We start from the raw sequence: 15679 nt of genomic DNA, 5'->3' as shown, positions 1-15679 counted from the left end.
ATCTCGTCCATGAGCTCATCCTCGCCCTCCTTCGCCGCGTCGCCGACCGACGAGCCGCGCCTCGATGCATGCGAAGCCGTGCTGTTCGATCTCGACGGCACGCTCGCCGACACCGCACCCGACCTCGCCGCCGCAGTCAACAAGATGCAGCGCTCGCGCGGCGTCGCACAAACGCCGCTCGACGCGCTGCGTCCGCTCGCATCGGCGGGCGCCCGCGGCCTGATCGGCGGCGCGTTCGGCATCGCGCCGGCGGACGTGGAATACGATGCGCTGCGCGACGAATTCCTCGCGAACTACGCGACCGACCTGTGCGTGCAGACGACGCTCTTTCCGGGCATCGGCGCGCTCCTCGACGCGCTCGACGCGCGCGGCGTGCGCTGGGGCATCGTGACGAACAAGGCCGCGCGGTTCACCGATCCGCTCGTCGAACTGCTCGGCCTCGCCGGGCGCGCGGCGTGCGTCGTCAGCGGCGACACGGCGTCGCACCCGAAGCCGCATCCGGCGCCGCTGCTGTACGCGGCGCAGCGGCTGTCGCTCGCGCCCGCGCGGATCGTGTACGTCGGCGACGACCTGCGCGACATCCAGGCAGGCAGCGCGGCCGGGATGCCAACGGTGGCGGCCGCGTACGGCTATTGCGGCGACAGCGCCGTGCCCGCCGAGTGGCAAGCGCAGCATCTCGTCGAGACAACGGACGAACTGGAGCGATTGCTGCGCGCGTTGCGCTATAATGTGTAATCCGCTGGGGGCGACCTGGTTTCGACAGGGGTTGTGAAGCGGCTAGGGCATGTCGAGGACCCGTCACCTCGTTAATCAATGGGAAAAACGTAACTGCAAACGACGATACGTTCGCACTGGCAGCCTAAGGGCCGCCGTCCTCTGCCTAGTTCACTGACGGGCTAGTGTCGCAAGACCGGTAGCAATACCGACAGAGGTCATATACGTCAGTTAAGCCTTGCCGGCGTCACGACGGCCGGGTCGAAAACTTAGTGAATCGCCGCAACGGAGCGTGTTCGTCCGCGACGTCACGGTTAAATCAAAAGACAGAACTAAACATGTAGAACTGGTCGTGGACCGCTTCTGGACGCGGGTTCGATTCCCGCCGCCTCCACCATTTTCCTGCCTAGCGTCACCCGTCTTTACCCAGAAAACCCCGCCCAGCTTGGCTTCGCGGGGTTTTTTATTGCAAACTACGCCCAACGTTGTCCGGTAGAAACAACCCCAAACCGGGGGTTTTTCTGGGGGCTCTCCAGCCCTCCATCAATCGACAACCCCCAAACCCCATTCATCCTCAGCCAGCAAAGGAACGCGCATGGCACTGACTGATATGGCGATCCGCCGCGCCAAGCCCATGGAAAAAACAGCAGAAGCTATTCGACAGCGGCGGACTGTTCCTGCTTGTCACCCCAGCAGGGCGAAAGCGATGGGTCTTGAAATATCGATTCGGCGGCAGAGAGAAGAGCTTGGCGTTTGGCACCTATCCGGAAGTTTCGCTGGTAGAAGCGCGCAAAAAGCGGGATGCCGTACGCGAAAAACTGGCGGCGAACATTGATCCAGGCGAAGCCAAGAAAGCCGAGAAGCGCACCCAGCGTCTCAACGCGGAACACTGGTTCGAAGCCATCGCGCGCGAGTGGCACGCGAAATACGCGCCCACATGGTCGGACAGTCACGGAGACCGTATCTTGCGCCGCCTAGAGGTGGACGCCTTCCCGTGGATCGGCGGCAAGCCAATGGCGAACCTGACGCCGCCTGACGTACTCGACATCCTGCGCCCCACCGAATACCCCGAAGCCCTTGTTCCGCAAGGGCTTTTTTTTGCCGCGATAGTCTCGCGCCGCGCTTTCGTCGATCGTCGGCGCGAGCGGCGCATTCCGCGCGTGCCGCCCTTCGTCCGCATCCGGCCTCTTCGCCAGATCCGATCGACCGCGTCGCGGCCGATTCGCGTTGGCAATGCGCGGCATGCGCCAGCGCAACACAGCGGGTAATACACGATGGCCTGTGTTTTTGATCGTGGCAGGCTAGCTTGCCGGTCGCAAAGCCGAAGCCGATTTCATCGGAACGGCGCCGTGACAGCTTGCCGCTCAATTCCCCTGGAACCAACCATGCGGATTCCCGAACTCGCGCTCTTCCTGCGTGCATGGCTGCGCAATCCCCGTCAGGTCGGCGCGCTCGCGCCGTCCGGTCCCGCGCTCGCCATGCTGATGACCGCCCAGATTCCCGGCGACAGCGCGCGCGTGATCGAACTCGGCGCGGGCACGGGCGTCTTCACGCGTGAGTTGCTGTCGCGCGGCGTCGCCGCCGAGCGGCTCGTGCTCGTCGAAGCCGATCCGGCGTTCGCCGCGACGCTGCGTCGCCGCTTTCCCGACCTGCGGGTCATGAACATGGATGCGGCCGAACTCGGCATCACGCGCGGCCTGTTCGGCGACGCGCGTGCGAGCGCCGTCGTCAGTGGCCTGCCGCTCGTCGCGATGCCCGTCGAGCAGGCGGTTGCGATCGTGCATGGCGCATTCGCGATGCACCTCGGCCCGGGCGGCGCGTTCTATCAGTTCACCTATCTGCCTCGCTGCCCGATTCCCGCAAGCCGGCTCGCGGCGATCGGCATTCGCGCGGAGCGCATCGGCATCGCATGGGCGAACGTGCCGCCCGCGGCCGTCTACCGGCTGCAGCGCTGTGCGGACTTCTGGGGTTCCCCGTCGCCGATCGGCCATGCGTGGCCGGGCGCGCGGCCGCCCTCGACGGCCGCTTGACGTCATGCCGGCGGCGAGCCGGCGCCGTCGCTTACGGCGTTCGCGTTCGCCTGTCCTCGCTTCGTTCGCCTGTCCTCGCTTCGTTCGTCAGCGGGCGATCTCATGCGTCGTGCCACGCATGCCCGCCGGATGCGCTGCGCGGCCGGCGTGCATCCGCCGCGCATCTCGCGCGGCCACCTCGGTCGGCGCCGCGCAAGAGCGCCGTCAATTCATCGGGCACTTCAGGTTGCAGCCGTTCGGATCGCCTATGTCGCCCTTCCTGCGCAGATCCGATTTCTTGCCGCTCTGATATTTTTTCGACGGCGCCGACGCGGCGAACTGCATCTGCGGATGCTCGTTCAGCCGGAACTGGTCATTCAGGATGCCGCCCGGCACGCCGGGCGAGTTCTGCGCGAACGCGACCGTCGCGGCCACGGCGAGCGCGCCCGCGGCGGCGGACGCGACGGCGAGATGGGTCAGGAGCTTCATCGGTGTGTCGGGCGCCGGTCGGCGCTTTGGCTCATACGAAAGTAAGCGGCAAGCGTAACGCAAATGCGCGCGCCTTGCAGCGCCGCTCGCATACCCGCTTCGTTACCGTCCGTGACCGCTCGCGCGCGCGCCGTCGGCGGTGCCCGCGAGGCCCGCCGCCACGTCGACGAGCGTGCCGCACGCGCCCGGATCATAGCCGTCGAGCCGCGCGACGGCGGCGTGGTAGCCGTCGTCTCGCAGCAGCGAAAGCGCGCCCGCGAGCGGCGCATCGCCGAGCCGCGAGCGCTCGCACGCGAAGTAATAGTCCTCGTCGACGATCGGTATGAAATCGAGGCCGAAATGGCGCGCGGCAGGCTCGACGCCGAAGCCGAGATCCGCCATCCCGCTCGCGACGAACGCGGCGATCGCCGAATGCGTCAGCTCCGCCGATGCGTAGCCGTCGATCCGCTCCGGATCGATGCCGATGTCGCGCAGCGCGAGATCGAGCAGCATCCGCGTGCCGGAGCCCGGCTGCCGGTTGACGAAGCGGATGTCGCCGCGCGCGAGGTCGGCGAGGCCCTCGATCCGCTTCGGGTTGCCGCGCGACACGAACAGGCCCTGCTTGCGGCGCGTCAGATGAATCAGCACGTGATCGGCATCGTCGAGCCACGGCCGGTAGATCTGCGCGCAGTGCGCGCGAAACACGCCGCGCGGCAGGTGAAACCCCGCCAGATCGCATTCGCCGCCCGCGAGCGCGCGCATTGCCTCGACGCTCTCGCGGTACTTGATGTCGACGGGCGAGCCGGCTTCGACGAGCGCTGACACGAGCGCCGCGACCGCGTAGCCGTGCGACGCATGAATCCGCAGCGCGCCCGCGTGCCGCACGAGCCGCCGGTTCAGCCCGCTCGCGACCTCGGCGGCGAGCGCGCGCAGGTTGCCGTCGAGGCGCTCGCCCGCGAGGCGCTGCGCAGCGACGACCGCCTGCCCGAGTTCGGACAGCGACGAGCCCTTGCCGCGCACGGTCTCGATCAGCGCGCCGCCGACGCACGCCTCGAGCGCGCGCAGAAGCCCCCACGCGTGCCGGTACGACAGCCCTTTCGCCTCGGCCGCCTGCGCGATGCTGCCCGTCGCCGCGACGAGTTCGAGAAGCGGTGCCACATCAGTCAGGCTCGCGGTGCGGCCGCCGTTGTCGCGCACGATCAAATGCGCGTCGCATTCGACTCGAATCATTTATGCAATCCCGTTTCCTATTGCAGCCGTCATTCTATCGATTTATCGTTGACTCATATCAATATCTCAAAGTCTGTTTGCGCTCCATATGAACCCAAAGCGCATATATGACTTCGGAGGAGGCAACCGGATGTCCCCCCATTCCGTCGCGCCCGACGCGCTCGTGCGCGCACACGCGCAACCCGGCAAATCGCTCGTCGCGATCCTGCATGCGATCCAGGACGACGCGGGCTACGTGCCGCCCGCATGTGTCGAGCCGCTCGCGAAGGCGCTCAATCTGTCGCGCGCCGAAGTGCACGGCGTGCTGACCTACTATCACCACTTCCGCACCGCGCCGCCCGCGCGCGTGACGATCCGGCTCTGCCGCGCGGAAGCGTGCCGCAGCATGGGCGGCGAGGCGCTCGTCGCGCACGCGCAGGCGCGCGCCGGCTGCCGCATCGACGGCGAGCACGGCGGCGAAGTCGCGCTCGAATCGGTCTACTGCCTCGGCCTTTGCGCGCAGTCGCCGTCGCTCACGATCAACGACACGCTCCACGCGAAGATGTCGCCCGCGCGCTTCGACGCGCTCTTCGACGCGGCCGTCCGCGCGAAGGAGCCCGCATGAGCACGCGCATCTACGTGCCGCGCGATTCCGCGGCGCTCGCGGTCGGCGCAGACGCGCTCGCCCGCGCGATCGAGGCCGAGGCGGCCGCGCGCGGCACCGCGATCGAGCTCGTGCGCAACGGCTCGCGCGGGCTCCTGTGGCTCGAGCCGCTCGTCGAGATCGGCACGGCCGCGGGCCGCGTCGGCTACGCGAACCTCACGGCGGCCGACGTCCCCGCGCTCTTCGACGCCGGCTGGCTCGACGGCGGCGAACACCCGGCGCGCGTCGGCATCGTCGACGAAATGCCGTACCTGAAGCGCCAGCAGCGGCTCACGTTCGCGCGAATCGGCATCACCGATCCGTTGTCGATCGACGACTACGTCGCGCACGGCGGGCTCGAAGGCCTGAAGAATGCGCTCGCGCTCGACGGCGCCGCCGCCTGCGAGACGCTCGTCGAATCGGGCCTGCGCGGACGCGGCGGCGCCGCATTTCCGGCGGGCGTCAAATGGCGGACCGTGCGCGAAGCCGCGGCCGCGCAGAAATACGTCGTCTGCAACGCGGACGAAGGCGATTCCGGCACGTTCTCCGATCGCCTCATCATGGAAAGCGATCCGTACTGCCTGATCGAAGGGATGATCATCGCGGGCGTCGCGACGGGCGCGACGATCGGCTACATCTACGTGCGCAGCGAATATCCGCACGCGATCGCGGCGTTGGGCGAAGCGATCGCCCGCGCGCGTACCGCCGGCTGGCTCGGCGCGAGCGTGCTCGGCACCGCGCACGCGTTCGAGCTGCACGTCGCGAAAGGCGCGGGCGCGTACGTGTGCGGCGAGGAAACGGCGCTCCTCGAATCGCTCGAAGGCAAGCGCGGCGTCGTGCGCGCGAAGCCGCCGCTGCCCGCGCTCGCGGGACTCTTCGGACAACCGACCGTCATCAACAACGTGATCACGCTCGCGACCGCGCCGATCATCTTCGCGCGCGGCGCGGCGTTCTACCGCGACTACGGGATGGGCCGCTCGCGCGGCACGCTGCCGTTCCAGCTCGCGGGCAACGTGAAGCGCGGCGGGCTCGTCGAGCTCGCGTTCGGCGTCACGCTGCGCGAGCTGCTGTTCGACTTCGGCGGCGGCACCGCGAGCGGGCGCCCGGCGCGCGCCGCGCAGGTCGGCGGCCCGCTCGGCACCTACCTGCCCGACAGTCAATGGGACATCCCGCTCGACTACGAGGCGTATGCGGCCATCGGCGCCGTCGTCGGACATGGCGGCATCGTGCTGCACGACGACACGTCGAACCTCGCCGCGCTCGCCGAATACGCGATGCACTTCTGCGCGCTCGAATCGTGCGGCAAGTGCACGCCGTGCCGGATCGGCTCGACGCGCGGCGTCGAGACGATCGCGAAGATCCGCGCGGGCGACACGTCGGAAAAGCAGGTGCGCCTGCTGCGCGAGCTCTGCGACACGATGACGGCGGGCTCGCTCTGCGCGATGGGCGGCATGACGCCGTACCCGGTGCTGTCCGCGCTCGATCACTTCCCCGAAGATTTCGGCCTCGCCGCGCGCGCGAAAAACGCTGCGCCGGCCGCGGCCTGACAGCAGGAGTCCCAATGACCTCTTCCGCTTTCGATTCGCCCCGGCAAGGCTGCGGCTCCGGTCAGTGCGCGTGCAAGAGCGCGGCGCAGGCGCGCCGCCCCGATCCGTTCGACGACACCGACTACGGCACGCCGGCGCGCCGCGCCGATACCGACGTCACGCTCGACATCGACGGCCGCACGGTGACGGTGCCGGCCGGCACGTCGGTGATGCGCGCGGCGATCGAGGCCGGCATCAACGTGCCGAAGCTCTGCGCGACCGATTCGCTCGAGCCGTTCGGCTCGTGCCGCCTGTGCCTCGTCGAGATCGAGGGCCGGCGCGGCTATCCGGCGTCGTGCACGACGCCCGTCGAAGCCGGCATGAAGGTGCGCACGCAAAGCGATCGCCTGCAGGACCTGCGCCGCAACGTGATGGAGCTCTACATCTCCGATCACCCGCTCGACTGCCTGACGTGCGCGGCGAACGGCGACTGCGAGCTGCAGGACATGGCGGGCGCAGTCGGGCTGCGCGAGGTGCGCTACGGCTTCGACGGCAAGAACCATCTGCGCGACGCGAAGGACGAGTCGAATCCGTACTTCAGCTACGACCCGTCGAAGTGCATCGTCTGCAACCGCTGCGTGCGCGCATGCGAGGAGACGCAAGGCACGTTCGCGCTGACGATCGCCGCGCGCGGCTTCGAATCGCGCGTCGCGGCGAGCGCGGGCGACGCGTTCATGGATTCGGAGTGCGTATCGTGCGGCGCGTGCGTCGCCGCGTGCCCCACCGCGACGCTCGTCGAGAAGAGCGTCGCGCTGCTCGGTCAGCCCGAGCACGCGGTCGTCACGACCTGCGCGTATTGCGGCGTCGGCTGCTCGCTGAAGGCGGAGATGAAGGGCGACCAGGTCGTGCGGATGACGCCGCACAAGAACGGCCAGGCGAACGAAGGCCATGCGTGCGTGAAAGGCCGCTTCGCATGGGGCTACGCGACGCACAAGGACCGCATCACGAAACCGATGATCCGCGAGAAGATCACCGATGCGTGGCGCGAAGTGAGCTGGGACGAAGCGATCGGCCATGCGGCCGCGCAGTTCCGCCGCATCCAGGACAAGCACGGCCGCGATTCGATCGGCGGCATCACGTCGTCGCGCTGCACGAACGAAGAAACCTATCTCGTGCAGAAGCTCGTGCGCGCGGCGTTCGGCAACAACAACGTCGACACCTGCGCGCGCGTGTGCCACTCGCCGACGGGCTACGGGCTCAAAGTCACGCTCGGCGAATCGGCGGGCACGCAGACGTTCGCGTCAGTCGGCTCGGCCGACGTGATCGTCGTGATCGGCGCGAATCCGACCGACGGCCATCCGGTGTTCGGCTCGCGGCTCAAGCGCCGCGTGCGCGAGGGCGCGAAGCTGATCGTCATCGATCCGCGCAGGATCGATCTCGTCGACGGCCCGCACGTGAAGGCCGTCCATCATCTGCAACTGCGCCCCGGCACGAACGTCGCGCTCGTCAACGCGCTCGCGCACGTGATCGTCACCGAAGGGCTCGTCGACGAGGCGTTTGTCGCCGAACGCTGCGAGCCGCACGCGTTCGACGTGTGGCGCGCGTTCGCTGCGCGGCCCGAGCATTCGCCCGAGGCGACGGCCTGTATCACGGGCGTGCCGGCCGACGCCGTGCGCGCCGCCGCGCGCCTGTATGCGACGGGCGGGCGCGCCGCGATCTTCTATGGGCTCGGCGTGACCGAGCATGCGCAGGGCTCGACGATGGTGATGGGCATCGCGAATCTCGCGATGGCGACGGGCAACCTCGGCATCGAGGGCGCGGGCGTGAACCCGCTGCGCGGACAGAACAACGTGCAGGGCTCGTGCGACATGGGCTCGTTCCCGCACGAACTGCCCGGCTACCGGCACATCGGCGACGCCGCGGTGCGTGCGCTCTTCGACGAGGCCTGGTCGACGACGCTGCAGCCGGAACCCGGCCTGCGCATCCCGAACATGTTCGACGCGGCGCTCGACGGCAGCTTCAAGGGCCTCTACTGCCAGGGCGAGGACATCGTCCAGTCGGACCCGAACACGCAGCACGTCGCGGCCGCGCTGTCGTCGCTCGAATGCCTCGTCGTGCAGGACATCTTCCTGAACGAAACCGCGAAGTACGCGCACGTGTTCCTGCCGGGCGCGACCTTCCTCGAGAAGGACGGCACGTTCACGAACGCCGAGCGCCGGATCTCGCGCGTGCGCCGCGCGATGAAGCCGCTTTCCGGCTATGCGGACTGGGAGGTGACGCTGATGCTGTCGCGCGCGCTCGGCTACGAGATGCGCTACGCGCATCCGTCCGAGATCATGGACGAGATCGCGCGCCTCACGCCGACGTTCGCAGGCGTGTCGTACGCGCTGCTCGACGAGCTCGGCAGCGTGCAGTGGCCCTGCAACGACGCGGCGCCCGAAGGCACGCCGACGATGCACGTCGATCACTTCGTGCGCGGCAAGGGCAAGTTCATGATCACGCAGTACATCGCGTCGCCGGAGAAGGTCACGCCGCGCTACCCGCTCATCCTGACGACGGGCCGGATTCTGTCGCAGTACAACGTCGGCGCGCAGACGCGCCGCACGGAGAACGTGCGCTGGCACGACGAGGACCGGCTCGAGATCCATCCGCACGATGCGAACGATCGCGGAATCAGGTCGGGCGACTGGGTCGGCGTCGAATCGCGCGCGGGGCAGACGGTGCTGCGCGCGCTCGTGACCGAGCGGATGCAGCCGGGCGTCGTCTACACGACGTTCCACTTCCCCGAATCCGGCGCGAACGTGATCACCACCGATAGCTCGGACTGGGCGACCAACTGCCCGGAATACAAGGTGACGGCGGTGCAGGTCGCGCCCGTCGCGCAGCCGTCCGAGTGGCAGCGCGCGTACACGCGCTTTCGCGCGGAGCAGCTCGCGCTGCTCGAGCGGCGCACGACGGCGAGCGCGCCGGCGACGTCGAGCGCAACGGCGACGGCAACGGGCAAGTGAGGTCGACATGGAAAGCCGACACCTGATCGACATGGCCAACCAGATCGGCGCGTTCTTCGCGTCGATGCCCGATCACGACGAGGCGGTCGCGGGCGTCGCCGATCACATCCGGCGCTTCTGGGAGCCGCGGATGCGGCGCGCGCTCCTCGCGGCGCTCGACGATCCGAACGACGAGGCCGCGACAAGCGTCGCGCCGATCGTTCGCGAGGCGATCGACAGGCACCGCGCATCGCTCGAACCGGCGCCCGCGCCCGAAACGCCGCGCGCCGCATAGGCGGCCGCAGGCGCGCGTCGCGACGCGCGCGACGCCGCCGTGCCGCGCGAACGACGCGCGCTCGCTGCTCGCAGCATCGCGTGCGGACAGACGCCGCATCGCGCGGATCGGCGCTGACGCTTCGCGCACGCCGCCCCCATCGCCGCGTTCGCGTTGACGCCGCATCGCGACGACGCAACGCTCGCCCGCTTCAAAGACGCGACAACCGCAAGGCAAGACGGCGAGACGGCGGCGCCGCTCGTCGCGCGACCGCGCGCCTGGCGCTTGCGTCGAGCACGCCGTCGCCCTCAAGTCTCGAGCCGCATCCCCGAAAACCACGTCTCGCAATGGTGCAGCAACGCGCTCGCATCGGTCGCCGGGCGACCGCGCGCGGCGACATAGCCGTCCGGCCGCAGCAGATAGAACGCCGGCCGCGCGCCCCCGTACGCATCGCTCAGCAGCGGCGCGCCCTCGCCTTGCGCGTCCGTCAGGCGCCAGCAGCGCACCGCGCCCGGCATGATCCGCTCGAGCGCGCCGGCAAGCGTGCGGCCGTCCTCGCCGGGGTCCGACGGCAGCGTGTCGTCGACGGCCGAGCGCGGCTCGAGCACGAGCAGCGTGAAATGCGCGGGATCGTGCAGATCGAAGAGGCGCGCGACGCCGGGCGCCTTGCCGAGCGGCCCGTCGAGCACTTGCACGAGCGCATCCGGCGCGCGTTCCCCGGCGCGCGGCCCGCCGTCGAGCACGCGCTCGAGCGTGAGCGGGCTCTTCCGGTACTGGATCGCAAGCTCGCTGACCGTGCGGCGCGCCGCATCCCGCAGCGGCCCGAACGACGCGAGAATCGGCACGACGTGCTCGCGCAGCAGCCTGAGCGGCCCGCGCCCCGCCTCGACGACCTGCGTCGCGAAGCTCGTCTGCCGCAGCACGTCGCGCTCGATCGGATGGCGCTCGTCGTGATACGTGTCGAGCAGCCGCTCGGGCGCGTTGCCGGCCAGCACCCGCGCAAGCTTCCAGCCGAGATTGAACGCCTCCTGGATGCCCGTGTTCATCCCCTGCGCGCCCGCCGGGCTGTGCACGTGCGCCGCGTCGCCCGCGAAGAACACGCGCCCGCGGCGCAGTTGCGCGACCATCCGGCTGTGCAGATGAAAATACGACGACCACGCGAGATCGCCGATCTTCAGCTCGGGCATCACGCGCGCGCGCACGATCTCGCGACACAGTTCGAGCGACGGCCCGTGCTCGTCGTCGAGCGCGCCGTTGCGCGGCGGTCGATCCGCGACGAGCCGGTAGCGCCCGTTTCCCATCGGAAACAATCCGGCGATGCCGTCGCCCGTCGTGAACAAATGAATCTCGTCGTCCGGCCAGTCGGCGTCGACATCGAGATCGGCGAGCATGAACGTCTGCTCGAACGCATGCCCGACGAATTCGACGTCGAGCAGATGCCGAACGGTGCTGTGCGCGCCGTCGGCGGCCACGACGTACGACGGCTGCAGGCTCTCCTCGCGGCCGTCGCCGTGGCGCAGGCGGACATCGAGCGCGCCGTCCGGATCGGTGCAGTGCGTGAGCGTCACGCCGCGCTCGACTTCGACGCCGAACGTCGCGAGATGCTCGGCCAAGAGCCGCTCGGTGACGGTCTGGTCGAGAAACAGCAGGTACGGATAGCGCGTTTGCAACGGATCGAAATCGAGCTCGGCGATGCGCTGCCCGCCCGAGTACAGGATCGCGACACGCGCGCGATGCCCGAGCTCGACGAACCGTTCGACGACGCGCTGCTGCTCGAGGAGCTCGAGCGTTCTGGCCTGGATGCCGATCGCGCGTGAAAAGCGCGCGGGCTGCGCCGCCTTGTCGACGATCCGCACCGGCACGCGGGCGCGGGCGAGGCAGAGCGCGGCGGCAAGCCCGGTCGGCCCGGCGCCGACGATCAGGACGGGAGGAGTGGCGAGCGGAACGACTGCCATAAAGACCTCGTCGATACGCAACATTCGCAGTCTACGCCCGCCGCCTCGCCGCATCCATAGCGCGGCGCGCCCCCGAATCGGCGGGCGCCGTCCGAGGTGTGGGAAAATGCGAGGTTTCCCGTTTGTCTCGCGTCATGGAATCCGCTTTCGACCGCGCATTCGCCGCACACCGCGCAGGCCGGCTCGACGTCGCCGAACACGGCTATCGGGCGGCGCTCGCGGCCAACCCCGCCGACGCCGATGCGCTGCACCTGTTCGGCGTGCTGCGCCATCAGCAGGGCCGGCACGAAGAAGCGGCCGATCTCGTCGGCCGCGCGGTCGAGTTGCGTCCGAACGACGCCGCGCTGCAACTGAACCTCGGCAATGCGTTCAAGGCGCTCGGTCGCCTCGACGACGCGATCGAGCGCTTTCGCAACGCGCTCACGCTCGCGCCGACGTTCCCGCTCGCGCACTACAACCTCGGCAACGCGTATGCGGCGCAGGAGCGTCACGACGACGCGGTCGACGCGTTCGAGCGCGCGCTCGCGCTCACGCCCGGCGACGCATCGATCCACAACAACCTCGGCAACGCGCTCAACGCGCTCGGCCGGCACGACGACGCGCTCGCGGCGTTTCGCCGCGCGCTCGAGTTGCGTCCCGGCCACGCCGGCGCGCACAACAACCTCGGGATGGCGCTCGCCGCGCTCGGAAACACCGACGAAGCGATCTCGCATTTTCGCGCGGCGCTCGCCGCCGAGCCGCGCTTCGTCGCCGCGCATTTCAATCTCGGCAACGCGCTCGATGCGATCGGCCGGCATGCGCAGGCGCTGCCCGCGTTCGAATCCGCGCTCGCGCTGCAGCCGCGCTTTCCGCTCGCGCTGTTCGGGCTCGCGAACGCGCTCGCGGCGCTCGGCCGCCATCGCGACGCGCTGCCGCATTACGAGCGCGCGGTCGGACTCGATCCGTCGTTCGTGCTCGCGTGGCTCAATCTCGGCACCGCGCACCACGCGCTCGGCGCGCACGAGATGGCGCTGCGCGCATTCGACCAGGCGCTGCGGCTCGATCCCGCGCATGCGCTCGCGCAAATGCATCGCGCGGTCACGCTGCTCACGCTGCGCGACTTCGCGCGCGGCCTGCCCGCGTATGAAGCGCGGCATGCGCTGCCGGGCGCGGCGCCCCTCGGGCCGCTGCCGCGCTGGCAAGGCGAGCCGATCGAAGGCCGCACGCTGCTCGTGCGCGCCGAACAGGGTTTCGGCGACACGCTGCAGTTCGTGCGGCTCGTTCCGCTCGCGCGCGAGCGCTGCGCGCGGCTGATCCTGCAGGTCCAGCCGGCGCTGCTGCCGCTCGTCGAGACAATGGCCGCGCGCTGGCGCGTGAGCGTCGTGCCGACCGATACGGCGCGCATGCCCGTGGCCGATCTCGTCTGTCCGCTCCTCAGCCTGCCGTTCGCGCTCGGCCTCGAATACGACGCGATCCCGTCCCGCACGCCGTATCTCGACGTGCCGGATGCCGCGCGCCGCCGCTTCCGCGGCTCGCTCGGCGGACACGCGAAGCGCAAGCTCGGGCTCGCGTGGTCCGGCAGCGCTCAGGTGCAGGAAAACCGCGCGGTACCGCTCGACACGCTCGCGCCGCTCTTCGCGCTCGCCGGCGTCGACTGGATCGTGCTGCAGCCGGCGCTGTCGGACGCCGAGCGCGCGGCGCTCGACGTGCATCCGCATGCGGCGCGCATCCACCGCCTCGATGGCTTGACCGATTTCGCGGCGACGGCTGCACTCGTCGATCGGCTCGACGGCGTCGTGTCGATCGACACCGCGCTCGCGCACCTGGCGGGCGCGCTCGGCAAGCCGCTGTGGCTGATGCTGCCCGTCGCCGCCGACTGGCGCTGGAGCACGGGCGACGATAGTCCGTGGTATCCGCATGCGCGGCTCGTCCGGCAATCGCAGCCGGGACGCTGGGACGATGTGGTCGCGACGGTCGCGGCCGAGATCGCGCGCGGGTGACGGCTCGCGCGCATTCGTGCGGGACCGCCTTCGGCCGTTCGAGCGTCGTATCCGCGAATCGTCGCTCGTGCAGGGCGCGCCGCGCCGTTATGGGTGGAATTCGCGCCCTTCTCGCCTTCTCGCCTTCTCGCCTTCTCGCCTTCTCGCCTTCTCGCCTTCTCGCCTTTGAGCCTTTGAGCCTTCGTGCCTTCGTGCCTTCGTGCCTTCGTGCCGCAATATTGTCGATGCCGCGCCCGCATACCGCCACGGCTCGCGACAACGATCCTCGCCGCCGCCACGCTCCGCCGCCGCAAATCGCTTCGCCCAAACAAAAAAACGGAGCGCTAGGCGCTCCGTTTTCCGCTTCGTCCATCGCGGCCCGCTCGCGCCGGGCCGCACGTTCGCTCAAGCCGTCTTGTACTGATTGCGCGCTTCCGGCGACCGGTACAGCGCGAGCGTCGCGATCAGCCCGCAGATCGCCGCGAGGCCGAGCCAGAGGCCCGGCGCCGCCTTGTTGCCGGTCTCGTGGATCAGCAGCGTCGAGATCGCCGGCGTGAAGCCGCCGATCGTCGTCGCGAGGCTGTACGCGAGCGAGAAGCCCGCGGTGCGCACGTCGGCCGGCATCACTTCGGTCAGCGCGACGACCATCGCGCCGTTGTACGAACCGTACAGGAACGACAGCCACAGTTCGGCCGTCAGCAGCCGCAGGAACGACGGCGAACCGACGAGCCACTGCATCACCGGATACGCGGTGAGGATCGTGAGCGCGGTGAACGCGATCAGCACCGGACGACGGCCGATCCGGTCGGACAACGCGCCCGACAGCGGCAGCCAGACGAGGTTCGACAGCCCGACGCAAACGGTCACGACGAGCGCGTCGATCGCCGACAGATGCAGCACTTCCTTGCCGAACGTCGGCGTATACGCGGTGATCATGTAGAACGACACCGTCGTCATGATGACCATCCCCATGCCCGCGAGCACGACGCCCCAGTTCTCGAGCATCGACTTCATGATCTCGCCCATGCTCGGGCGGCGGCGCTTCGCGAGGAACTCGTCGGTCTCCTTCAGCGAACGGCGGATCAGGAACAGGAACGGCACGATCAGGCAGCCGATCAGGAACGGGATGCGCCAGCCCCACGCCGTCATCTGCTCGACGGGCAGCGCGCGGTTCAGCAGCACGCCGACGAACGCGGCGAACACGACGGCCACCTGCTGGCTGCCGGACTGCCACGACGTGTAGAAGCCCTTGTTGCCCTTCGTCGCGATCTCGGACAAGTACACCGATACGCCGCCCAGCTCGACGCCCGCCGAAAAGCCCTGCAACAGCCGCCCGAGCAGCACGAGAATCGGCGCGAGCACGCCGATCGTCGCGTAGCCCGGAATCGTCGCGACGGTCAGCGTGCCGAGCGCCATCAGCGCGAGCGTCAGGATGAGGCCCTTGCGGCGGCCGTGATGGTCGATGTAGGCACCGAGCACGATCGCGCCGACGGGGCGCATCAGAAAGCCCGCGCCGAACACCGACAGCGACAGCATCAGCGACGCGAACGCGTTGCCGTTCGGGAAGTAGGTCTTGGCGATCGCTGACGCGTAGTAGCCGTAGACCATGAAGTCGTACATCTCCAGGAAGTTGCCGCTGACGACGCGGAACACGGTCCTGGCCTTGGATTCCTGCTGTATTGCGGGGGACGCTGTAGACATGTCTCTCTCGATAAGGCTGCGCCGCGGCCGATCGAGCGGCATGCGGCGCGTATCACATCGTGTTTCTTGCCCCGGCGCGCCGGGGGCGGTGCAGATCGATGATGCGCTGCACGGCGCCTGCCATCTTACTGCGAACGGCGGCGGGATGCGTCGATGCGTCACTTGCGAAGTCGTTCGAAAGGATTTTGAAAACTGACGAATACGCCGGGATTTCCGGCGTTTATCGTGTGAGCGA

General features: G+C 69.0%; 12 protein-coding genes and 1 other RNA gene. 9 read left to right on the top strand and 4 right to left on the bottom strand.

All coding sequences use genetic code 11. From position 1 onward, the window contains the following. Positions 1-9: 9 nt before the first annotated feature. The 4 genes from gph to WS78_RS04895 all read left to right on the top strand — a co-directional run bounded on the left by gph (position 10) and on the right by WS78_RS04895 (position 2744). The gene (gph, locus tag WS78_RS04910; protein ID WP_059584542.1) at positions 10-735 is read left to right on the top strand and encodes a phosphoglycolate phosphatase; all 726 of its coding nucleotides are present in this window, start codon (positions 10-12) and stop codon (positions 733-735) included. A 6-nt stretch (positions 736-741) separates the two neighbouring features. Beyond that, positions 742-1111: a transfer-messenger RNA gene (ssrA, locus tag WS78_RS04905) on the top strand. Positions 1112-1319: 208 nt separating this feature from the next. Continuing rightward, positions 1320-1982, top strand: coding sequence for a tyrosine-type recombinase/integrase (locus tag WS78_RS38150; protein WP_394335876.1), 663 nt, complete (start codon positions 1320-1322; stop codon positions 1980-1982). A gap of 117 nt (positions 1983-2099) precedes the next feature. Further along, a complete protein-coding gene (locus tag WS78_RS04895) occupies positions 2100-2744 on the top strand; it encodes a class I SAM-dependent methyltransferase (RefSeq protein ID WP_038745617.1) in 645 nt (214 codons plus the stop codon). A 204-nt stretch (positions 2745-2948) separates the two neighbouring features. Here WS78_RS04895 and WS78_RS04890 read toward each other — a convergent pair whose 3' ends face one another. Together WS78_RS04890 and WS78_RS04885 are read right to left on the bottom strand one after the other, a co-directional pair. Continuing rightward, a complete protein-coding gene (locus WS78_RS04890; protein ID WP_038745619.1) occupies positions 2949-3212 on the bottom strand; it encodes a hypothetical protein in 264 nt (87 codons plus the stop codon). Between the two features lie 102 nt (positions 3213-3314). Next, positions 3315-4421 carry a substrate-binding domain-containing protein gene (locus WS78_RS04885; RefSeq protein WP_059584535.1) on the bottom strand — a complete coding sequence of 369 codons (1107 nt, stop codon included), beginning with the start codon at positions 4419-4421 and terminating at the stop codon, positions 3315-3317. 130 nt (positions 4422-4551) lie between these two features. Here WS78_RS04885 and WS78_RS04880 point away from each other — a divergent pair, with 130 nt between their 5' ends. From WS78_RS04880 to WS78_RS04865, 4 genes are read left to right on the top strand one after another with little or no spacing between them, the layout of a single operon-like run. Continuing rightward, positions 4552-5025 carry an NAD(P)H-dependent oxidoreductase subunit E gene (locus WS78_RS04880; RefSeq protein ID WP_038745622.1) on the top strand — a complete coding sequence of 158 codons (474 nt, stop codon included), beginning with the start codon at positions 4552-4554 and terminating at the stop codon, positions 5023-5025. Continuing rightward, positions 5022-6590 carry a formate dehydrogenase beta subunit gene (locus WS78_RS04875; protein ID WP_059584533.1) on the top strand — a complete coding sequence of 523 codons (1569 nt, stop codon included), beginning with the start codon at positions 5022-5024 and terminating at the stop codon, positions 6588-6590. The genes WS78_RS04880 and WS78_RS04875 overlap by 4 nt, the downstream gene beginning before the upstream one ends. 14 nt (positions 6591-6604) lie before the next feature. Beyond that, on the top strand, positions 6605-9577 hold the full coding sequence (fdhF, locus tag WS78_RS04870) for a formate dehydrogenase subunit alpha (RefSeq protein ID WP_059584531.1): 2973 nt from the start codon (positions 6605-6607) through the stop codon (positions 9575-9577). 7 nt (positions 9578-9584) lie between these two features. After that, on the top strand, positions 9585-9851 hold the full coding sequence (locus WS78_RS04865) for a formate dehydrogenase subunit delta (RefSeq protein WP_038745628.1): 267 nt from the start codon (positions 9585-9587) through the stop codon (positions 9849-9851). Between the two features lie 287 nt (positions 9852-10138). Here the strand turns inward: WS78_RS04865 and WS78_RS04860 are convergent, their stop codons facing one another. Then, positions 10139-11785 (bottom strand): FAD-dependent monooxygenase, encoded by a 1647-nt coding sequence (locus WS78_RS04860; RefSeq protein ID WP_059584528.1) that lies wholly within the window; start codon positions 11783-11785, stop codon positions 10139-10141. Positions 11786-11919: 134 nt separating this feature from the next. Between WS78_RS04860 and WS78_RS04855 the strand changes: the two genes are divergently transcribed. Further along, positions 11920-13764, top strand: a complete 1845-nt coding sequence (locus WS78_RS04855) for a tetratricopeptide repeat protein (RefSeq protein WP_059584525.1) — start codon at positions 11920-11922, stop codon at positions 13762-13764. 384 nt (positions 13765-14148) lie between these two features. Here WS78_RS04855 and tcuC read toward each other — a convergent pair whose 3' ends face one another. Then, complete coding sequence (gene tcuC, locus WS78_RS04850; RefSeq protein ID WP_059584522.1) at positions 14149-15444, bottom strand: MFS transporter; 1296 nt, start codon at positions 15442-15444, stop codon at positions 14149-14151. Positions 15445-15679 lie beyond the last annotated feature (235 nt).

This window comes from Burkholderia savannae (assembly GCF_001524445.2).
Classification (GTDB): domain Bacteria; phylum Pseudomonadota; class Gammaproteobacteria; order Burkholderiales; family Burkholderiaceae; genus Burkholderia; species Burkholderia savannae.
Note: the sequence above shows the minus strand (reverse complement) of the source record. Positions and strands in the feature narration are given on the sequence as shown.